Annotated in this window: 22 protein-coding genes; 9 read left to right on the forward strand and 13 right to left on the reverse strand. The window is 42.2% G+C overall.

Going from position 1 to position 20,752, the window contains the following annotated elements:
• Window positions 1-12 precede the first annotated feature (12 nt).
• A complete protein-coding gene (locus HWQ23_RS32140; RefSeq protein WP_292837755.1) occupies window positions 13-732 on the reverse strand; it encodes a hypothetical protein in 720 nt (239 codons plus the stop codon).
• A 332-nt stretch (window positions 733-1,064) separates the two neighbouring features.
• On the opposite strand from HWQ23_RS32140, the gene HWQ23_RS32145 reads away from it, so the two are divergent.
• Together HWQ23_RS32145 and HWQ23_RS32150 are read left to right on the forward strand one after the other, a co-directional pair.
• Complete coding sequence (locus HWQ23_RS32145; protein WP_292837757.1) at window positions 1,065-1,562, forward strand: hypothetical protein; 498 nt, start codon at window positions 1,065-1,067, stop codon at window positions 1,560-1,562.
• A gap of 96 nt (window positions 1,563-1,658) precedes the next feature.
• A complete protein-coding gene (locus HWQ23_RS32150) occupies window positions 1,659-1,988 on the forward strand; it encodes a translation initiation factor (protein ID WP_292837759.1) in 330 nt (109 codons plus the stop codon).
• A gap of 321 nt (window positions 1,989-2,309) precedes the next feature.
• Here the strand turns inward: HWQ23_RS32150 and ndhO are convergent, their stop codons facing one another.
• The 4 genes from ndhO to HWQ23_RS32170 form a co-directional block, all read right to left on the reverse strand.
• Window positions 2,310-2,525 (reverse strand): NAD(P)H-quinone oxidoreductase subunit O, encoded by a 216-nt coding sequence (gene ndhO, locus HWQ23_RS32155; protein WP_292837761.1) that lies wholly within the window; start codon window positions 2,523-2,525, stop codon window positions 2,310-2,312.
• A 72-nt stretch (window positions 2,526-2,597) separates the two neighbouring features.
• Window positions 2,598-3,482, reverse strand: coding sequence for a DNA-formamidopyrimidine glycosylase (locus tag HWQ23_RS32160; protein ID WP_292837763.1), 885 nt, complete (start codon window positions 3,480-3,482; stop codon window positions 2,598-2,600).
• A 255-nt stretch (window positions 3,483-3,737) separates the two neighbouring features.
• Window positions 3,738-3,953 (reverse strand): photosystem I reaction center subunit IV, encoded by a 216-nt coding sequence (locus HWQ23_RS32165; protein ID WP_012410286.1) that lies wholly within the window; start codon window positions 3,951-3,953, stop codon window positions 3,738-3,740.
• Between the two features lie 290 nt (window positions 3,954-4,243).
• The gene (locus HWQ23_RS32170) at window positions 4,244-4,828 is read right to left on the reverse strand and encodes a PAP/fibrillin family protein (RefSeq protein ID WP_292837976.1); all 585 of its coding nucleotides are present in this window, start codon (window positions 4,826-4,828) and stop codon (window positions 4,244-4,246) included.
• 242 nt (window positions 4,829-5,070) lie between these two features.
• On the opposite strand from HWQ23_RS32170, the gene HWQ23_RS32175 reads away from it, so the two are divergent.
• From HWQ23_RS32175 to HWQ23_RS32190, 4 genes are all read left to right on the forward strand, one after another.
• Window positions 5,071-5,307 carry a DUF3134 domain-containing protein gene (locus tag HWQ23_RS32175; protein WP_292837765.1) on the forward strand — a complete coding sequence of 79 codons (237 nt, stop codon included), beginning with the start codon at window positions 5,071-5,073 and terminating at the stop codon, window positions 5,305-5,307.
• A gap of 80 nt (window positions 5,308-5,387) precedes the next feature.
• On the forward strand, window positions 5,388-6,479 hold the full coding sequence (gene mraY / locus HWQ23_RS32180; protein ID WP_292837767.1) for a phospho-N-acetylmuramoyl-pentapeptide-transferase: 1,092 nt from the start codon (window positions 5,388-5,390) through the stop codon (window positions 6,477-6,479).
• Between the two features lie 504 nt (window positions 6,480-6,983).
• The gene (locus tag HWQ23_RS32185; RefSeq protein WP_292837769.1) at window positions 6,984-8,111 is read left to right on the forward strand and encodes a hypothetical protein; all 1,128 of its coding nucleotides are present in this window, start codon (window positions 6,984-6,986) and stop codon (window positions 8,109-8,111) included.
• A gap of 25 nt (window positions 8,112-8,136) precedes the next feature.
• Complete coding sequence (locus HWQ23_RS32190) at window positions 8,137-9,153, forward strand: hypothetical protein (protein WP_292837771.1); 1,017 nt, start codon at window positions 8,137-8,139, stop codon at window positions 9,151-9,153.
• A 219-nt stretch (window positions 9,154-9,372) separates the two neighbouring features.
• Here HWQ23_RS32190 and HWQ23_RS32195 read toward each other — a convergent pair whose 3' ends face one another.
• The 3 genes from HWQ23_RS32195 to psb28 form a co-directional block, all read right to left on the reverse strand.
• Window positions 9,373-11,124: a sensor domain-containing diguanylate cyclase gene (locus HWQ23_RS32195; protein WP_292837773.1), complete on the reverse strand. Its 1,752-nt coding sequence runs from the start codon at window positions 11,122-11,124 to the stop codon at window positions 9,373-9,375.
• A 137-nt stretch (window positions 11,125-11,261) separates the two neighbouring features.
• The gene (locus tag HWQ23_RS32200) at window positions 11,262-11,774 is read right to left on the reverse strand and encodes a MogA/MoaB family molybdenum cofactor biosynthesis protein (protein ID WP_292837775.1); all 513 of its coding nucleotides are present in this window, start codon (window positions 11,772-11,774) and stop codon (window positions 11,262-11,264) included.
• Between the two features lie 98 nt (window positions 11,775-11,872).
• Window positions 11,873-12,214: a photosystem II reaction center protein Psb28 gene (psb28, locus tag HWQ23_RS32205; protein ID WP_292837777.1), complete on the reverse strand. Its 342-nt coding sequence runs from the start codon at window positions 12,212-12,214 to the stop codon at window positions 11,873-11,875.
• 509 nt (window positions 12,215-12,723) lie between these two features.
• Between psb28 and HWQ23_RS32210 the strand changes: the two genes are divergently transcribed.
• The 3 genes from HWQ23_RS32210 to HWQ23_RS32220 all read left to right on the forward strand — a co-directional run bounded on the left by HWQ23_RS32210 (window position 12,724) and on the right by HWQ23_RS32220 (window position 15,402).
• Window positions 12,724-13,341 (forward strand): phycobiliprotein lyase, encoded by a 618-nt coding sequence (locus HWQ23_RS32210; RefSeq protein ID WP_292837978.1) that lies wholly within the window; start codon window positions 12,724-12,726, stop codon window positions 13,339-13,341.
• The gene (locus HWQ23_RS32215; RefSeq protein ID WP_292837779.1) at window positions 13,338-13,895 is read left to right on the forward strand and encodes a hypothetical protein; all 558 of its coding nucleotides are present in this window, start codon (window positions 13,338-13,340) and stop codon (window positions 13,893-13,895) included. Before HWQ23_RS32210 ends, HWQ23_RS32215 begins: the two co-directional genes overlap by 4 nt.
• A gap of 739 nt (window positions 13,896-14,634) precedes the next feature.
• Window positions 14,635-15,402 carry a phycobilisome rod-core linker polypeptide gene (locus HWQ23_RS32220; protein ID WP_292837980.1) on the forward strand — a complete coding sequence of 256 codons (768 nt, stop codon included), beginning with the start codon at window positions 14,635-14,637 and terminating at the stop codon, window positions 15,400-15,402.
• Between the two features lie 357 nt (window positions 15,403-15,759).
• Here HWQ23_RS32220 and HWQ23_RS32225 read toward each other — a convergent pair whose 3' ends face one another.
• From HWQ23_RS32225 to HWQ23_RS32245, 5 genes are all read right to left on the reverse strand, one after another.
• Window positions 15,760-16,680 (reverse strand): RluA family pseudouridine synthase, encoded by a 921-nt coding sequence (locus tag HWQ23_RS32225; protein WP_292837982.1) that lies wholly within the window; start codon window positions 16,678-16,680, stop codon window positions 15,760-15,762.
• A 232-nt stretch (window positions 16,681-16,912) separates the two neighbouring features.
• A complete protein-coding gene (locus HWQ23_RS32230) occupies window positions 16,913-17,563 on the reverse strand; it encodes a Uma2 family endonuclease (RefSeq protein ID WP_292837781.1) in 651 nt (216 codons plus the stop codon).
• A gap of 156 nt (window positions 17,564-17,719) precedes the next feature.
• A complete protein-coding gene (locus HWQ23_RS32235) occupies window positions 17,720-18,073 on the reverse strand; it encodes a DUF952 domain-containing protein (RefSeq protein ID WP_292837783.1) in 354 nt (117 codons plus the stop codon).
• Window positions 18,070-18,492 carry a KGK domain-containing protein gene (locus HWQ23_RS32240; protein ID WP_292837785.1) on the reverse strand — a complete coding sequence of 141 codons (423 nt, stop codon included), beginning with the start codon at window positions 18,490-18,492 and terminating at the stop codon, window positions 18,070-18,072. Before HWQ23_RS32240 ends, HWQ23_RS32235 begins: the two co-directional genes overlap by 4 nt.
• Before the next feature lie 569 nt (window positions 18,493-19,061).
• On the reverse strand, window positions 19,062-20,603 hold the full coding sequence (locus HWQ23_RS32245) for a thioredoxin-like domain-containing protein (protein ID WP_292837787.1): 1,542 nt from the start codon (window positions 20,601-20,603) through the stop codon (window positions 19,062-19,064).
• Window positions 20,604-20,752 lie beyond the last annotated feature (149 nt).

The following is a 20,752-nucleotide window of genomic DNA, read 5'->3' on the forward strand; positions in this document are numbered from 1 at the left end:
GTCAAATAAGGTTTAAGGTTTCAAGCGTTTGGCGTAGCAGCGTAATCCATCTAATTCTGTAGCTACCGAATCTTCAATTTTGTCGGGTGCGCTGTCTTCTACACTCCCGCCTTGTAGTTGCAAAATGTCGTCGGCTTGCGTTTCCAGCAGCCAATCATTAAACTCTGTACGATTAACGCGATCGCCTATTTCTCTCCTGATCCGATAAATTGGCACCAAATTATTAAAGTTGTATTCATAGTTCAGTTTGTCGTAAACTTCCAACGTCACCGACTTAAATTCGTCGTAAGATGCGATTCCTTCTCTTCGAGACGCTACGCGTAGCTTGCTTCCAGGAAGTGGTACGCAAAGCTTTGCGATCGCACTTTTCCCATTTACTAGTACATCTGCACCAGCCACCGCCACATCAATCTGACTAATCCACCTCACCAACGCATTCGCCGCCCAAGTTCCGACAATCGTCCCTTCAAACTTAAAATCGCCACTTCTCAAACCCTCACCCAATACCTCTAAACCCGTGGGAGATGTCAAAGAGTATCCCTTTTTGGAAATTGCGATCGCACCCTGCTTATGTAATTCCTCGAATATCCCCTGATAATCTGCTACCTTCTGGCTCTTCGATACAATCCGCTTGGTGAGTTGACCCTTCTTAACTTCCTGCTGCGTTCCTCCCAAATCCCACAAAGCCAAAAGGAGACGAGTGCTAGCTTGGACTGTATTTTGTGATGTCATATTGAGTGTATTTTTTGACAAATATTATCATAGTAACTGTATCTTTTTAATTTATTTACTCCGAAAAAATAACCGAGAAATTGCTGAATATTTCCGCGTTTGGGCTAAATTGATAAAATTAAAAATATATTTCTTTGGGATGAATGCAGTTTCTGTCAAAGGCGGGATGGAATAGTTGAAAAAATCGCTCATGATGACAATGACACGCTATAGCTGTGCGGTTGTAAATTAAGTGGTATACGTTTTTTCAGTTGCAGGGGAAATAACAGAAATTCCAACTTTGTTTTTGCAACAGCAAGGCTTTTAGCAAATACAGGTGATGACGAAATACGATGAACACAATATATAAAGAACGTAAAATAGTTTCGCGTCTCTTTGCAGTGCTGCTTTCGGCATTGCTAATGGTACCCTTGCTAAGTAGCTGCGGAGGCGGTTCCCAAAAGGCTTCAGCACCACCACCTGTTGATGATACTATTGGTAGAACAGTCAGCGATCGCCGCAACAATGCAAACCAACCCGAAGCTAAAAAGGGATTGGGTACGGGGCAAAAAGTCGCACTTTTGGCAGGAGCTGCTGGACTTTATTACCTCTACAACCAGCATAAAAATGCTTCACAAGAAGGAGCGCAAGGTAAGTACTATCTTTCTAAGAATGGACGTGTGTACTACCGTGACGCTGAAAAACGCGCTCACTGGGTAACTCCACCGAAAGAAGGAATTCGAGTGCCGGAATCTGAGGCGCAAAAGTATCAACAATTCCAAGGCTATAACGGTAGTACCACAGGTCGCGATCTCACTGGCATAACTTCATCCGCAGCTCCATCACTCTAGCTTCAGTGAAGCGTGTGTAAATAAGAAAGCGGGTTTCCTGGAGGATAACGCCGATCGCGCACGTCGGAAACACGAACTTAAATCAGGAGACAAATTATGGTAGATGACTTTTTGCGAAAGGCGAAAGATTTGCTTTTGGGATCAAACGGCGATCAAGCTGAAGATCCCGAATTCCGCGATCGCAATGTACGTCCAGCCAGCGAAGACCCCTACGGTGATCCCGCAGACGCGGCATCTTACGGCGACCTCACCCCAGCCAGTCAAGACCCTTACGGCGACCCCGCAGATATCGCCTCTTACGGCGACGTCACCCCAGCCAGTGAAGACCCTTACGGCGACCCCGCAGACCAAGGGGAGTTTGGTAATGTTCGCCCAGCCAGCGAAGACCCCTACGGCGACCCCGCAGATCAGGATTACCGCCGTTAACGCCAAACCAACCCCCCAGCCCCCTTCCCTACCAGGGGATGGGGACAATTCAAAGCTTCTCACATGAAAGGGAAGAGGAATGAAAATGAGGTTTCCCAGATCCCGTAAAAAGTCTGGGTTTTTAGTTTTTATACCATGATATAGGACTAATATTTGATTTCTGAAAAAGCTCGGTACAACTCGAAAAGCCTTATTCCTTATTCCCTACTCCCTACTCCCCACTCCCCGCCTACGTAGATAATTTCAAAAATCAAATACGATTCCTATAAATTTTGGAATAACAAATAAGGCAGCCGGATTTAAACCTACTGCCTTTTATTATTATTTAAACTCTTCGAGTTGATCCACACGTAACCAAATATTAGGTGTTGGCACTTTCCCAAACTTAATCAGGGCGTAATCACCCTTCATATCCACAATTTCGCCCTTGGTTTCAAACAAATAAGAAGGAAAGCGAGTATCACTAGCTTTTGCCTCCAGACTGTTTTCTAGTTTCTCGCGGATAGCGCGAACCATATCTCCTTTTTTGACTGCCATCAGTTCCTCTCTCAAATTTGTAACTTGTTTTATCTGCATTTTAAGAGAGTTAGGAGTTAGAAGTAAAAACTCCTAACTCCTAACTCCCCGTAGCGTTTGACACTGTGAGCAAAAGTGACTAGATCGCCCAGCTAACCTAATCCGTTGAATTTCTGTACCACAAACTCGACAGGGTTCTCCAGCGCGGTTATAAACCCATGCAACACCACCATAGTTGCCGTTAGTACCTTTTACATTTAGGAAATTACTAAAAGTCGTACCACCAGCCTCAATGCTGGTTTCTAACACTTGAATTATGGCTGTTCGCAAACCCTCAATTTGCTTTAGCTGCAAATCTATACACAAAGTTTCAGGTAAAATTCCACTCTTAAACAATGCTTCATCGGCATAAATATTACCTAATCCCGCCACCACAGATTGATCCAGTAGCGCAGTCTTAATCGGACGGCGGCGGTTTTGGAGTTTGAGAGCTAGATATTCGACCGTGAAATCGCGTGAAAATGGGTCTGCTGCCAGTTTTGCCAAACCAGTCATAATACTTTCTACAGCAACACCAGGCGGAACCCACCACATTTTACCAAAGGTACGCTGATCAACAAAGCGTAATTCCTGCTGATCTCCAAAGAATAATCTAACCCGCGTGTGCTTATGTAATGGTTCATCTCGATGCAGCCATAGTAGTTGACCGGTCATTCGCAGATGAACCCCTAGCCAGCCTCTGGAAGAGGAGGGGGAGAGTTCCGCCAGAAGATATTTACCGCGACGATGCCAAGTAGCGATCGCTGCGCCAACCCCAGAGGGGTACGCATTCTTTTTAATTCCATCAATAAACTCATCGACAGAAAACGGGTAGGCGATGGTGCGATCGAGCAACACATCTCCACCCGTAATTTCTTGGTTGAGGGTCAATTGATTTAGACCCCTTCGGACTGTTTCAACTTCAGGCAATTCAGGCATTCAAACTGATTAAGCAAGCAATTTTGATGTACTTGGGGGGTCAATAAAGAAGAGATAAGGTACTATTTTAGACACACGTAGGTGGCTTGCCGTATTACCAAAAAGAAACCGTAAATACCCGCAGGACGGCTTCTCGTAGATTAGGTAGGCTAGGACGAAAGATGAATGAACTGAAAGTTTAACACTTCAGACTTCATTCATACTTCAGACTTCCCTTCATCATCGCATCAAACAACCCCCTTGTAACTTTGCTGCTTATTTTTTAGCTGGTTTAGCCTTTGGTGCTTCAACCTCTACTAATTCATCCTGAGCAAAGTTGTTGGTATTTATACCAGAGTAATTTACCTTTTCAAAGCGGACAATTACTGGGTATTTGATGCCGCTTTGGTCAATGGAAGCCACAGTTCCAAGATCCTGAAACCAGTAGGATTCAGGGCGGAGAATACGTACTTTAGAACCACGTTGAACCATGATTATTTTCCCTTTATAGTTATCAATCGCCAATCTAGAGGGCTAATTGATTTCACTCTACAACCTGAAGGTCGCAGCAAGAGTCTTTGTTAAGTTATTTGTCTGAATTTGGCATGGGGCATGGGGCATGGGGCATTGGGCATGGGGCATTGAATATTAGTTATTAGTTTTTCTTTCTCCCTCATCTCCCCCCCTTTACCACATCTCAAATTTAAAACTGTATTATACCCTACTTGACAAGCCACGCGTTTCAGTGTACCTTCGTTCGCAAACGGCCATTTTGTACAAGCTTATATTTTACTTAACACAAACACACTTCCCTCGTTACCTCTGCCGATCCGCAGATCGTTATCTATATAAGTGATATCTAACCAGCCTTGCTGTCTATCACTCTTTATTGCAAAATCAATTCCCGGAAATTTTCTACCTGCTTCAATTTGTTGGATAAAAGTTACCGGAGAATTGTATTCTATTAAACGTTGTAAGCCGATAATAGACCGCTCAAATTTCACTTGGACACGCCGATCTGAAACTGGCTCAAATTTAGCAGCAACGCTGACTAATCCTTCTAAATAAGGTAAGCCATAAATCTCAGCTATGTTGTAGACGCTGGTAGTCTCTACCCGGATACACTGATAGATTTGACCCAGTTTGCATAAAGGTAGACGATCTAAGTTTAAAAGAGCATTGCTGGTGGTGTATAGTAATCGCCAATTGCCATCTAGCAAATTGTTAGCTTCCACCGGACGGGGTGTAGGATTAAATTCTTCTAAACTGGCGATCGCTGCTAAGATAGCCTGTTTTTGTACTTGGGTCGCCAATAAACCGCGATTAGTAGGTGCGATCGCATCAATAAGAGCCGCTTTTTCCATCATCACCTGTCACCTCAAAAATCACTTACTTTCCATCAGCATAAACAAGATATTCATCGCCTATGTGTAGAGCCATAAAAATTACTAATAATCGCTTGACCTAAGCCATACGGCTATTAAATAAAAAATTTCTATCTGAATGCGGATTTATCAACCAAAGGGTTGAAAAGATAACTAAATAAATCCATGTCAAGTGATAGACTCTAAATGTCAACTTACGTAAACCTTTTCTTGTCCTCCTCGATATGTTGAACTCTCCATTACGTGAAGAACCTCGTAACCAGCGAGCCCATGTCATCCCCCTAAAGCTAGAGTCCTCTTTGTTGGACTGGTTGCAAACTAACGATCGGATCATATCGCGTGACATTCACGAACCGGATTTTCAAAATGACGAAGAAGGAATAGACTCCCTAATGGGTGTAGAAGATGGAATTGGCTACGACCTTGATGATGACGACGATATAGGAATCGCTGAGGATTAGCCTTTTCAGGCTAGGGACTTGGTAGTATCCCTAGTTTCTGGTATTCAGTTTTATTAAGTGTGGAGTGAAGGGAAACTTTTGTGGACGCTAAATTATCTCCTGAGCAAGGTTTAAATATTTCTGGAATCGCTCTAGCCTCTTTATTAGCCGTAGGGTTAGGTATAACAGCATTTTTCTTGGATTCGATGGCCAATAGGCTACCGTGGCAAAGTATGTCGTTAACTCTGCCACTATTATTGTGTGCGCTGGGTTCAGGTGTCGTGGGTTATTGGGTAATACCCTTACTTCAAGCACTCAAAACTGGACAAATAATTCGCGAAGATGGGCCCCAAGCCCATTTGAAAAAGGCAGGCACCCCAACAATGGGAGGTATATTTTTTGTACCTGTAGGTGTGATAATTGCCTGCATATTGTCTAACTTTGCTACAGATGTGCTTGCAGTTTCGGCATTGACAATCAGCTACGGATTGATTGGCTGGCTTGACGATTGGCAAATTCTGCGCCGTAAATCAAATAAAGGTATATCTCCGGGAACGAAACTGGCTTTGCAGGTGGGCTTTGCGGCTGTATTTTGTCTGTGGCTGATGTTTAATCAACCGTCTAATATTACAAATATTGCTTTGCCTTGGGTCAGCTTCACACTACCCTTGGGATTCTTATTCTGGCCTCTAGCAGGTTTTGTGCTAGTTGCAGAAAGTAATGCAACTAATTTAACAGATGGTATTGATGGCTTGGCAGCAGGAACAGTAGCGATCGCACTTTTGGCATTAGCTGCTCTAATTGCACCTACAGCACCTGGGTTGATGGTTTTCTGTGCTGCTTTAAGTGGTGGGTGCTTAGGTTTCTTAGCCCATAATCGTAACCCAGCCCGCGTTTTCATGGGAGATACTGGTTCTTTAGCGCTGGGAGGAGCTTTAGCTGCTGTAGCGCTATTGACAAACACCTTAGTAGCTCTGTTCATTCTCAGTGGTATCTTCTTTGTAGAAACTCTTTCTGTGATGGCACAGGTAAGTTATTACAAAGCTACGAAAGGCCCTGATGGCAAAGGCAAACGTCTTTTCAAAATGGCACCCTTACACCATCATTTAGAACTAACTGGCTGGTCAGAATTACAGGTGGTTGGAGTATTTTATGTCATCGCTGCTATATTGGCTACTATCTGCTTGGCCTAGGCGCAGCCCGCCGCAGGCATCGCTCCATTCTGAATTGTTTGAAAAACTACTCGAATACAAAATGACAACTTCCACATCTTCAGGGAGTTGTTTTTTTATTAGGAATTATGAATTAAGGCTTTACCATTTCCAATACGGTTCGCTTTCAAGTTTATACAGGTGTTGAACCTCTTCAGTTGGCAATGCTACTGTTTTTAAATAGGTATTATTTATAACTAAATTCTACGGGAAAGCCTAATTAGCGTAGGCGTAGGCCGCCGCAGGCATCGCCCTTGGGGAAAACTTTGCGATTTACTGATGTTGTTACTATTGTCACTATTAGATATCTGATCATATGATATAAGTCAACATAAAAGTTACTGGGTATGTAGCAAGCACTTAAGTGTGGAATATAGCACTATAAATGCTCCAAAAGCGATTCCAGGATAACTCATGAAGATGAAATTACAGATTTAGTATAAATTTCGATGAACCACAGAGTTATTTAGGTCTGAGGAGTATAAAGTGGATAAAAAACAAAAAAGGCTCAACAGCAAAAAGATTTATCACCTGGCTGTTGTTAAGTATATTTTCTATATCTTAGGCGCAAGCCTGGCAACTTCCTTCACATCATTAATCGCTATTTCAGTCAATCCCGCAGTTGCTGAAGATAGTATTGTTTCTCAAGAACAACAGACTCCATCCTTAGAGGAGAAAATTATTTTTGAAAAACAACAGATTGTATCTTTAACTGAATCAGCCAAGACTCAAACCCGAAAAGCGATTATTTCTCCGAAAGTAGACTCTTCAAATCTCAGTCCAGCACAGAAGCTGATGATATCACCAAACCGAGGCGATCGTAAAATTCTATTACAAGCTCAAACTCCCTCTGCTGACTCCCAGACTCAATTAAATGATAGTCAATTACGTCAAAGGCTAAAAATTAAGCCTTTGTTTGGAGGCATAGGTGGTAAACCAAACTATATTCCTAGCCTCAGTTTTGGCATTCCCAGTGCTTTCGGAGCTAACTGGGGAGACTTTTTCGTGCAAGCAGCAGGAGCAACTCGCAAAGAAGGCAATGGTAATACTGGTTTGGATGGGAGTATCAGTGCGGGTTTTGGTTTGGGAGATAGCCAGAAGTCAATCGGCTTAGAAGTCGCCTTCAACGAAGGTAGTATCAAAAACTTTGGTGATAATGGAAGCTTCGATCTCAAAGCCCACCGTGTTATCTCTACTAGTACTACCAATCAAATTGCGGCTGCTGTTGGCTGGAATAGCTTTGCCCAGTATGGGAATGAAGGAGTGGCTGATTCTAGTGTCTATGGTGAAGTTACAAGTGTCTCCCTGTTGCAACCTAACAATCCTCAAAATCAGATGCCATTGGCACTTAGCGTCGGAGTGGGAGGCGGCAACTTCCGTGACGGAAATGACGAAGTTGGGATATTTGGAGGCGTGGGTTTGCAAGTTCATCCTCAAGTAGGTATCGGTGCATCTTGGAGTGGAGTAGCTTTAAACGCTGGGGTTTCTTTCGTTCCTGTCCAAACTATTCCTCTGACGATTCAGCTTGAAGGTTTAGACCTGACGGATCGGACTGCTGGTGGTAGTGCCGTACTTTTGAGTGTCAGCTATGGTTTCAATTTCTTGCCCAAGTAAATCCCTTTATTTTGAGAGAATGAGTATGATCAAAATCAAGTCTCTAATCCTTGCTCTGAGTCTGAGTCCTCTGCTTTTGAGTGCTTGGCAATTACCAAACCAAGCCCTCCCGCAGCCGACCAGTAATTCAGTTTCTGGTACAAACAGTGGTAATAACTCAGGTGCCGCAAGTGGTACCATTTTTTCAGTGCCTGTCACTCTTAAAAATGGTGGCACAACAAAATTTGGCAACATTACAGTGACTAATAGTGGTGGAATATTTAAAATTACTGTGCCGCCAAATATTCAAAATATTCTGAATACATCTGCACAAAGGGCTGTTGTCACCTTACAAACTGGCAGTTTGACACAACAACAAATTGCAGCTTTGGTTGGGGCGGTGGGTCCTCTAATTGTGAATAGAACTGAAGCGCCAATTCCTGGTCGGGTTTTTGTAATTGTGAATATTATTCAACCGCTAGTTCCTGGTGGGGGATCGTTGTTAACAGGTAGTGGTCAGAGTGAAAGTTTTGCCACTCTAGCGGGTGCCATTAAATATGTCAGGACTGCAATTACTACACTACCTGTCAAAGGCTCTATTTCTGTTCTAATTGGTGGTAACACAACAGTTATACCTCCTATTCAAGCCCCAACCCTTAATAGTTCATCAATAGAAACTGTAAAAAAGGTTGTTACATTCAATAAACCTAATGGGGAAACATTTAATTTTGAAATAGTTGGCCCACGGGATAAGGTTAAGAATGCAGGCATTATTCTAGCATTTGTGTTGGCAGCCGGAGTTGATCCTAGTGCTGCGAATACTGCGATCAGGCTGGGGTTAACAGGGGCTGATCCTATATCCACAACCGATTTAATCTTGAGCCTCAACGGTCTGGTAACAAACCAGAACGCTGTCGATCTGACTAAACTCAATCAGGCAATTAATGCCTACAATACCATCGTAGACAAAGCTGATACAAATTCCCTAAAAGCTTTAAATAATACTACTGAATTTACCAATATTGGAGGGTTATTGCGAAATACCAGAGCGCCTCTGGATTAAAGGCTCCAAATCTTTTGGTGTACAAGCAATACCTTAGCCAAAAAAAAAGTATGAACAGATAGGGTGCTTGGTAGTAAAGTTATTGCTTCCACTCCCTTTATGGAGTCTAATCATCAATCAAACGGTGTTTATAGCCTGTGTTTGTTATATAAATTTAGTTTTAAGCTTTTATAACTTCTCTATAAAACCCTGATTATAAAAGAAGCGGTAGAACCTGAATTAATTATAAGTATCTACATACTCTATAACCCGATTCTTCCCTGTTCGCTTTGCCTCAAGCATCGCTTGATTTGCCCGATTCAGAAAATCCTTAACTGTAATCCCTGGTTCTGATACAGCTATTCCAAAAGAAGCGGTGATGCTTTCGAGGGTCTGATCACCGTCCTTCAATTGCATTTGTTCAACATCTACCCTTATTTGTTCTACTCGCTTCCTGAGCGTTTCCAGTGTCATCTTAGGCATGACAATCACAAATTCTTCACCACCCCATCTGCAAGCAATGTCAAAGGAGCGAATAGATTTTAACAGTAGTTTTGCTAATCCTTGAAGAACAATGTTGGCAGTCAAATGCCCATAGCGTGAGTTGTAAAATTTGAAGTTATCGATATCAAGAAAAATAATACTAAGAGGTTCTCCCGACCGTTCAGCTTCGGCTAGCCTCTGTTCCGTTATAGTTTGCATATAGCTTTGATTGAATAGTTGGGTCATCCCATCCCGCAAGTTATCATAAGTTAGACGTTGTTTTATCGATAGATTATTCAGTGCAAAGCCTAAGGTTCTAGCAATAATCTCACTAATTTGTTGATCTTCTGGACTGATTTTTTCAAGCGCATAGATGTGTAAAACCCCAACTACTTCGCCTTCTCCAAACAATGGAACACACAAATGTGCGCCGCTAACAGGCTGTATTAAGTGGCTGCACACGAGTCCTGAGTTACGAGGCGATAAAAGGTTTAATTTCCCTCTCCGCAATGCCCAACACTCAGATTGTAAAAATATTTCTTTACTGCTTCTTTCACCTCCCCAAATACAATTTATCTGCACATAATTCTTGGAATTAGCAATTATATAGATAGAACCACTCATATTAGGAAACAGCTTGGAACAGGTTAAAGCGACCACTTGATACACTTCATCTTCAGACTCGCAAGAATAAAGCATATCCGCCATATCTGAGAGATATATAAGTTCTTGTTTTTTTACCTCTAATTCCAGTGTTTTTTCTTCTAGCTGCCGATTTAGGTCAGTGAGCGATCGCTGTGCTTCTATGGATTCTGTAATATCAATACTAATGCCACCGATGCGGTAAGCGCCCGTTGCGCCATCGCTAAACGGAAACTTAAAGGATAGCCAGTAGCACGGCTGATCATTACTAGGTATCTTTATTTTTTCAACCAGCTTTAAGGGGCGTAGAGCCTTCAAAACGATTTGATCGTTTTCCATTACCCGTCGCGCCTCTTCTGCATCTGTCAAAACTTCACTATCTGTTTTCCCCAACCAGTGTTGTGAATCTACCGAAAATCTAGACTGTATCTCCTGGTTGTAGTAAAGCATTCTAGATTGCTCATCTTTGATATAGGCTAGAAAGGGACCCTGATCTAGGAATAGCCGTTGCATCTGCTGGCTGCGTTGAAGTTCGCGGTTATCTTCTTGAGATTTGGCGATCGCCTCTACAATTTGATAAACGGTTGGCATCAGGTAAAGTAAGGCAGACAAGGAAATAAACGCCATTAAGTCGAGTACGCCTAAGTGCAACAGCGACACTGCCATATATGGCTCAAAGATTGCCAGAAAATGATGAAATCCACAAAATAGTACGAATCCACCTGATAAGATAAAGGCTGGCCAAAACTTAGAAGGGATAGTTGCCTTAGTTTTGGCAAAGAAAATCCCTATTACTATAGGGATGCCAAAGTATGAAAATGCAGTGATGCCGTGAGCAATTGTGCAATTCCAGTTTAGAGGCTCCATTGCTGACCTGATATTAACATTTCATTTGTTTTACTATAATTCTAGATACGCTCAAGATGTAAGCATAGAAGGAATTATTCCAGAACGTCATGTGTTAGTTTTACTAAAATTATCATCGTAACTTTCTCAAAGGCTGCTCATTTCGCCTCCTTACAAACCTGACTTACCAAGTGAGTGAGTTCCGGCACAATCAGTTTTTCCATCGCCAGTAGCACAGCATTACTGGAACCAGGAAGCGAGAAGATTAATTTATTTTGATAAACACCAGCAACAGCGCGAGAAGCGATCGCCCGCGAACCAATTTCTTGGTAACTTAAAAAACGAAATAACTCACCAAATCCCGGTAAGGTTTTCTCCAGTAACTTCTCAATAGCATCGTAGGTGGTATCTCTTGGTGCAATACCTGTGCCACCATTGAAAATTACAGCATCCAAATTTGAGCTTTTACCCAAATTTTCTATCTGCTCTTGAATTTGTGTTGGTTCATCTTTAATAATCGTGTAGGCTCCTACAGTATGGTTAGCATCAAGGAGTAATTGCTGAATTAGCTGGCCACTTTTGTCTGTTTCAAAAGTGCGTGTATCGCTGACAGTAACCACAGCACAAGTTACTATAATTTTAGGCGAGTCTGGGTGGGGTTGTTGTATCATAGATTAAGCTTTTAACTCTTGATAACGAGTCCTTTGGCAAGGGAAATAGCACATTGGACATGAAAATAATTACTTATGCCCAATGTATGCCCTATGCCCTATTTTTCAGCTTTGCTCAGTCCCAGATCGTTTTCTTCAGCATACCGCTCCATAAAACGCATAAAGCGATCCCATTCTTGGGCTGATTTCATCACGTAAAGTGCTTCTAATTCTTCCGGTTTCCCGTTGACAAATTTAGCCTTAACTTCACGGGTAATTATCTCCCCTTCTTCGTCAATCAAATACATCCCGGTAATATCTTCGGTGCTACCTTGATCTAAAATCTTCGGATTCCTAAAAATAAACGTCGCTGTACCACTGTCGCCAGTGCGCGATCGCGTCAGCCGCACTTCTGGAATTACCTCTTCGTCAAGACCTCTAGAAAACTGGATTTTCGTCATGATGAATGAATTTAAACTTTTGTGATGGTTAATTTAATATTCTCTCATCAATTAGAACACCACGGTCTAGAGGCTACTGTTATTCATATTTTTAGTGTATATACTTAAATTGCTTATTTTTCAAGTAACAAAGTTAGGGGGCGAGCGTTTTCAATTGTAACTTGGATCATTGCAGCAAACCGCTAGCTCTTAACTTGGTAACAAAACGATTATACAAATTTTCTGCTGATTGGGGAGGGCTGAACGGTCAAAACAAGGACGGCGACCTTTGCAGAGGTAGATGAACGAATGCACGAGAATGGTTTATAGTCTGCAACAGACCACGGACATAATGGCTCACCCTCTTACCACGGAGCTTCTACCACAGATTGAAGACAAGGATTGGTACTGTACTTGGGTTCGACGAAGATTAGCGGTAATGTTTAGAATGTTTACATACCACAACTCTAAAAACAAAGAACAAGGTAAACATCATCCGCAGGAGTAAGTAAATAGGAGTCAGAAGATTGATAGACGCAATGGAATTTTTTCAGCTAAGTGCTGGTAAGTGGCGATCGCAACGTGCAACTCATCACCTGCCCTTCAAGCGTTCAGAGACGGGAGAATCGGATATACAGGTAGAAACTCTCGATGCCGATCATCCAGAAATCATTGAACTGTGCCAGTATCATGAGATTGACCCCAGCCTTTCAGTAGGAGGGTCGCGTGTGCGTTGGCTAGGCACAATGGCTTGGGATAGAGATGATCAGGAAAACCATCAAGGGAAAACCATATTCGCGATCGTGCCTGATGCCGATAACCCAAGGGCTGGTAAATTACTCCGGGAAAGAGGCTACGCCGAAATTATGCCTGTTGTCGGTCTTTTTCACATGGATGATGAAGATGGACTAGTGTTGACAACCGAATACGAAACAATGAGTTCCATTGAGAGATTCTGGTTCGCCAGCCCAAATATGCGACTGCGAACCAGTACAGTCAAACGGTTTGGCGGCTTCAGCACGGCATCATTTTGTAGTGAAACCCGGATTGAAACTTCTGTTGAGGTTGCCAGGACAGAAGAAGTAACAGAAACACTTGGGTCGGATGTTTTGGAAAAAAGACAATTTTATTCAGTTTTGGGCTGGTGAATTATCTCAAGCAGACCGATGCTTTTACTCGTGGGCGAGATTATCTCCATCTGGTACAGGGGCTAGCCCTAGAACCGGGTATGGTGGATGTGTTTGATAACCTGCGCGATCGCATCCCCATTTGCACTTGGATCGGTGAGAATATTAACACCGTTAACGCTCAGATCAACGCCTATCTAGAAGTTTGTCATGAGTGCTTTCATCCCCAAGAGCGTCGCCACATCCAAATTTTTGCAGTACCCCTAGCTCAATCCTTCGGCATCGACGGGCTGTGCAACATTCTCACAAACCCAATCACCATTTTGGTAGATGTCGGTCGAGTTGCACCTAGAGACTGGTTTGGTGTAGTCGTCCATGAATACGCCCATGCCCATCTAGGAGACTTTGGTCACAATCAGCAGTTTGCTAGCATCCTATCTCATCTATGTTTAGGACTGGGATTGGAACCACCCCACTGGGAGGCAGGGATGGAAGCAACTTTGCGTAGTTGGCCTTACTGTAAGTCAACCATAGATCCCCTGGAATTTTGGATAGGTCAAGGGAGTGGGAAGTAGAGGGGTTGCGGGAATCAGGAAATGAAGTTTTTTCAATGTTCCATTCCCAATTCCCCATTAATTTCTTTTGCTAAATGTTAAAAGTTATTGCTTCAGTTGAAAAAGGTGAAACTGAATCTCCTAATCTAAAATATGTGAACAAAGTTTTTTAGTCATTTACATGATCATTAAGCTACAAGCCCCACTCCCTTTTTTAATTAGCTATCAGTTAAATCCAGTAGGCTAATCGTTTTTCCTACTAATACTTAAATTGAGAAAAGGGAATGGGATTACCCGCTGATTCTTAGATGATCATCGTGAGTGAGTCGGAGTCTTCTCCCTACAGCCTTTCGGGTATCCTACGGCAGACGCTAGCCTCTCGCGTGAGGGAGAAGGGGAGACGCTAAAAAAAGCGTTAGCGAGCGTCTGGCGGTTTCCGTCGAGTCCGTTAGCGCTAGCGGTAGCGACTATGCGTAGCGTCACTCCCGAAGCCGAAGGGTGAACCTCAAAACAAAAATCAATAACTGCCTTGGGAAGCAGGGCGGCTGCCTGGGTTCCTCATAAAGTGAGGATAAAGCTGGTAACAGTAGAGAGGCAGAGTAAGACCATCACCGGATTTGGTTCCGGGCACTCATTGATGAGTGTACCTAACGTGGCATCTGCCTATGAGACAGGAAGCCCTCGCTGTATTTGGTACTCCGAATCAGCGCTGGGTACTTCACAGTTGTTAAGTTTAATTAAGAAACATGGAGGCTTTAGAGTGGCAATTCCTCTGTTAACATATGACCCTTCAAGTCAAAACCAGCGTGTAGCTGCATATGAAGTACCGGGTGATGAACAGCCCAGGATTTTTAGTACAGACAATCTGCTTTCTCCGTCAGATTTAGATGTTCTGATCGAAACAGCATATCGTCAAATTTTCTTTCATGCCTTTGCTGCCGATCGCGAAACATTTTTAGAGTCCCAACTCCGTAATGGACAGATTACAGTGCGGGACTTTATTCGTGGGTTGCTGCTTTCCAATACCTTTAAGAAAAGCTTTTACGACCTCAACAATAATTATCGTTTTGTTGAGCAAGTAATCCAGCGCGTTCTAGGGCGTGACCCATACAGTGAGCGGGAAAAAATTGCCTGGTCAATTGTAGTCGCTACCAAGGGTATTAGAGGCTTTGTTGATGAAGTCCTCAACACTGAAGAGTACCTGAGCAATTTTGGAGACTCCACAGTACCTTATCAGCGCCGTCGCATACTGCCATCCCAATCAGAGGGTGAGTTGCCATTCAACATCAAATCTCCGCGATACGAAGCTTACCACCGTGCCAAACTGAATTTCCCCCAAATTATTTGGCAGGTCGAAGTACGCAGATTCCTCCCACAAGAGCAAAAGCCCAAGGCTGGCGATCCGGCTCTATTCTTGTCTATGGCACAAAGTGTCAATGCAACTGGCAATCCTCCACAAAGGATCTCGTCATTCAACATCGATATCGAAAAGTCTGTACCTTATCGGCAACTGGCAGGAATTAAATAACAATTTTTGGTCAGAGGCTGGCTAGTACATCGATTTGATCATTTTATAGCGTGCATAAGTCTTGGGTTATGTAGGAGTTTCATTTAGGTAGAACTAGTGGAACAGACTCTATCCCATGTCTGATGCACGCTAGTTGTTAAGGGGTATTGGGCATTGGGCATTGGGCATGGTTTTTTTCTCAATTGCTAAGGAACGTAGATTAAATAAAATGGAAAACTTCATCCTGTCTCTAGCTTCCCTCTCCTTTATAAGCAGAGGGATTGAGGGTGAGGTAAACCAGGGACATAAATTGTATGTTATTTAATTCTTATTCCTAAATGTCTGTGAAATGGTGATGCTTTCAGGCGTGGGATGAGCTTAAAGTGTAGTTCGTCTTTTTAACATCTCCAAAAGTTTTGTAAAGTGGGCGGGAGGAGTAGCTGTCACCTCAATCAATTCCCCAGATACGGGATGTTGCAATTTTAGTCGCCAAGCGTGCAGTGCTTGACCGGGCAAATTTACCCCGACTGAATGACCAGAACTATAAACTGGGTCGCCGACAATGGGATGACCCATTTTGGCGCTGTGGACGCGAATTTGATGGGTGCGTCCAGTTTCTAGTTGAAAGTGAATTAAGGTGAAGTTACCGAGGCGTTCTAGTACTTGCCAATGAGTGACGGCAGATCGTCCGCCTTGTTCAACAGGCATGATAGCCATTTTTTTGCGGTCTTGGGGATGGCGACCAATGGGTAAGTCAATTGTGCCACTTTCAGTTTTTGGCGCACCGTAAACTACGCCCAAGTATTCTCGCCGTGCGGTTTTTGCTTTGAGTTGTGCTTGTAGGTGATGATGGGCAATATCTGTTTTAGCGATCGCGATCGCCCCCGTTGTATCCTTATCTAATCGATGCACAATTCCCGGACGTTGGACTCCGCCAATTCCTGGTAAATTGGGACAGTGAGCTAATAGGGCATTTACCAAAGTGCCATCTGGATGACCGGGTGCGGGATGGACAACTAAGCCTGCGGGTTTGTTGAGAATAAGTAACTGGTCGTCTTCGTAGAGGATATCTAAGGGGATATCTTCTGCTAGCAGTTCTAAAGGTTGCGCTTCTGGTATTTTGAGAGTGATGCGATCGCCTACCTTGACATTAATCTTTTTAGATGTGCAAACTTTGTCGTTAAGTTGAACGTTACCCTGTTCGATTAACTGTTGGATGCGGGAACGGGATAAGTCTGGTAATTCTTGGGAAAGGTAACGGTCAAGGCGATCGCATGAAGTGTTGACGCAGTGTATCATACTCCCAAGGGGAAGCAAGCTAGGTGCAGCATCCTCTATATGAGAAGACAAGCGTTCGCTATTTTCTCTGATTTGTAAATTAAATTCGCTCACAATTGCTCTATATTAATTCCCCGTTCTTTAAGTAAAGCGCGGAATCCTTTAAAAGGGCGGTTAGAAACCGCGTCTATACAAGCAAAACCTTAGTCCACGCAGGCGGACGAAAGTTTGTGTAGCCGAGAATTCTATTGCCCTAGCTGTCTTGTATTTGTTCTCTTACCGATTGTCGAAAGGCTTTAAGTGTTGAACTCATTCCTGTAGTTCGCGCCATTTCCACAAACTGGGGAATAAGTTCCGTGATCGAAAAAGTGGGAAATGTGGGGCTGATGAGAGACTTTACATATTGCTCACCTTGCAGCAAGCTAATTTCTAGGTTTTTGCTTTCATATCGCCAAATTTCAGGTACTTTCAACGCCTCGTAGGCACTAATTTGGGTTTTAGAGGTGACATCAATTTCAATCGCCAAATCAGGAGGAGGGTCAACAGTTAGGTCGATTCTATCTTTCCCAATCATTAGCTTATAGTTTTGAATATAAAAACAATCATCGGGTTCAATACCTGCACTTATATCTTTTCGCTTAAAGGTAGTTGAACCTAAAGACTCCCAATTGAGATCGAGTTCATCTAGCAAGGCTTTCACTAAATCTCCAATAATTACCTTAGATCGCTCATGTTCTGGTAATGGAGCCATAATTTCTAACGTTCCTTGGCTGTATGCTACTCGACTCCCGCGATGCTCTCCTAACTCATTGATAATTGCTTCAAATACTTGCCAACTCACATCTTCCAGGATTATTCTTTCCCCTGGTGGAACTCGAATTTGTTTGAGTTGAAGAGTAACCATAGGATGTTAGTTGTTAAATAATTTCATTTTACTAAAATTTGAGATGAGCTTACCCTGGAATTTTCTCAAATTCGATGTAACAAACGCCCTAGCCAAAATGCGATCGCATAAATTCTCTTCATCTCTCCTCCTCCGTGTCCTCCGCGCCTCTGCGGTTCATAATTCTAAATTTATAACTTCTTGCGACAACTCAAAAAACCCATCTTTCCCAACTTCAAAATCAATCACCTGATACACAGCATCAATATTTAACTCACCATAAACATGAGGAAATAATTCGCCTATTTCAGCAGGTTCATAGCGAATTTCAGCTTGGATTTTATCAGAATCAATAAAAAGTAGTACCAATTCTTTTTGATTACTAAAAAATGTATTTGAAACTTTGACTATTTGCGTTGACTTTGAACAGTGGATAAAGCCTTCAGAATCGATTGAATCAGCGCGATAGCTGCCCAAATCTTTTGCTTGTTCCCATTGTTGGCGTTTGGTGATGTGGAGGATAGTATTCATGTTGCTTGTATCATTTTCCGAAAATCATCTAAAGGTGATTCCGGTTCATCGGATTCATCAAGACAAAATTCAAGAGATAATGTATATTTATTTGCGCTGACATTTGATATGTATATTTGAATTTTTAGTTTTCCTTTCTGCCAGCCTTTACCGCTAATTTTAAGTATCTGACAATCTACAATCAAATTCAATTTAATTTCATCTATTTTGATAGTCTCTTGACTAACAGATATTTGTTTTAAAAATTCATAAATTGTAGTGTCAGCCTTTTGAGTCGAGTAATCATAAGCACCATGACGTTCCCACTTGCTGCAAATCTGTTCCCGAACTAATTCCTTTAATCTGCTGACTTTAAAAGTTTCTTTCTGCAAGAGTACAACATCATCGTCACAGTCTAGAGTCATGAATTTATTATTCATATCAATGTAGTTAATTGCGAGTGGACAATACCAACTTGATAATTTAAGCTTGCTCTCAGCTTATTCTGCAATTTTGTTGATATGAAGAGGGCTTACGCACTGTACAAATTAAGCATAATATGTGTTACGCGAAATGAACGTTTCAGGCGCTGAACACAACCCTGATTTGATCGCATATTGACTGTGTTCGGTATTAAACAATTCGCAATTACGTTTTGTAACGGGGATTTTAATTAGGTATTAAAATGTGCTGCCCTTCTTAGGCAGGGAAATTAAACCCTTAAACTTTATTAAATAGGCTCAAAAGTCCAAATTCCCTATACTACATATGTATGGTCGTAAGTCCTAATCAAGTTAGTGAATGTTTATCCTACTAGTCAATGTAATTTAGTAAGTGTCCGTATGATAGTTTATACTAATCAACTATTTTACTCCACACTTGTTAATATTGTCTCAGTAATACCACTGCCATTAACTCCGCGAAAAATAATCGCTTTACAACATCATTATTAAAAATGTTACGTAGGCACGCAGAGTTTTTCTCAGCGCCTTTGCGTAAGATTATCATTTTATAAATTTGACGGAATACAAACATCTGGCGCACATAAACCGGTAAATTCCAGCGTTGTCACCTCAAAGGTATTTAAATCTACGCGACGGATAGCATGATTATTGGTATCAGCAATATATAAAAAAGAAGCGATAGCGAAGCGCTGCTGCGAAGCGCAGATCGCACTCAGCCCCGAAGGTTCAAAAAAGCGGCTATTCTTACCTTCACCATCTTCTAAACCCGCAGAACCATTTCCCAAAACTGTTTGACAATTGCCACTGGGACTAACTAATTTAATTTTATGGTTATAAGTATCTGCCACCCAGAGATAATTCTGAGCGTATTCCACTCCTAAACAATGCTGGAAACGGACATCTTCACCTTGTCCATCTACATCGCCAAAACCAAATAAACCCCCACTACCACAAACAGTTCGCACTTGGTACGGTTCTACAATTCCAACACCACGAATTGAACTAACTTCACTGTCAGCAATATATAATTCTTGCCCATTATTAGTAATACCGCTAGGTTGAGCAAAAGCAGATTCAGTAAGTGAACCATCAATGCAAGCTTCTGCACCAGTACCAGCATAAGTTTTGATGATGCCAGTTTTTAAATCCATTTGCCAAATTTGATGCGGCCCAGCCATTGCAATAAACAAGGTATTTCCCACTTTCACTAAATCCCAAGGAGAATTTAGCGCAGTTTCTAAACCAGCACCGCCATGAGGATGGATATTGCGGCTTTGTTCACCAGTTCCCGCGATCGCTTCGACTACTTGGCGCTTTAAATCAACTCGCCGTAGGGTATGATTTTCTGTATCAGCAACGTAGAGAATTTGATTTTCCGCATCAAATGCCATTCCCTGTGGTGCAAAAAATTGTGCTTCGCTAAAAGTACCATCGGTTAAGCCAGATTTTCCAGTACCAATTAAATGCAGAATTTCCCCGTTGAAGCTACTCACAACCAGGCGATGATGTCCAGAGTCAGCGATGAATAAACCCGTTGGAGTAGCTAGAACTTTACCAGGAAAAGCTAGAGGTGTGATTAATGGTTGGCGCTGTTTTTCTAAAGTTAAGCTGAACTCTTGGAAATTAATTGTGCCTTTGTCTTGGTGTTGCTGAATTAACTTTTGAATCAACTCGTCTAAAGTGTCACGGTTTCCTTCACCAGAAATCTGGCCAATCACGTAACCTTCTGGATCAATAATTATTAACGTGGGCCAAGCACGCACAGCATATTCTTGCCAAATCCGAAAATCTCTGTCAACTACAACTGGGTGTTCAATGTCGTAGCGCAGGATAGCTTGACGAATATTTTCTGTTTCTTTTTCGTTGTCAAATTTGGCAGAATGAACGCCGATAACGGTAAGGCTATCTTTATATTTTTGTTCTAAATATTTTAGGTTTGGCAGAATATGCAGACAATTGATACAGCAGTATGTCCAAAAATCTAAAATTACGACTCTACCCTTGAGTTTTTTGAGAAATAAGGGTTTGTTAGTGTTGAGCCAAGAGTAATTTTGCGGTAATTCTGGCGCTCTGACACGGGGAATCATAGGTAATTTATAATTCGTAATTCATAATTCATAATTAAGAGGATGTTTGAAAAGTCGTCAAGTATACTATAAACCTCTCCCCGACAGGGAGAGAGGCTTTGAAATCGGTTGGGAGATTTTGATGTTACCAAAAATACTTTTCAAATATC

Origin of the sequence: Nostoc sp. JL33 (assembly GCF_017114985.1) — a bacterium.
Taxonomy (GTDB): Bacteria; Cyanobacteriota; Cyanobacteriia; order Cyanobacteriales; family Nostocaceae; genus Nostoc.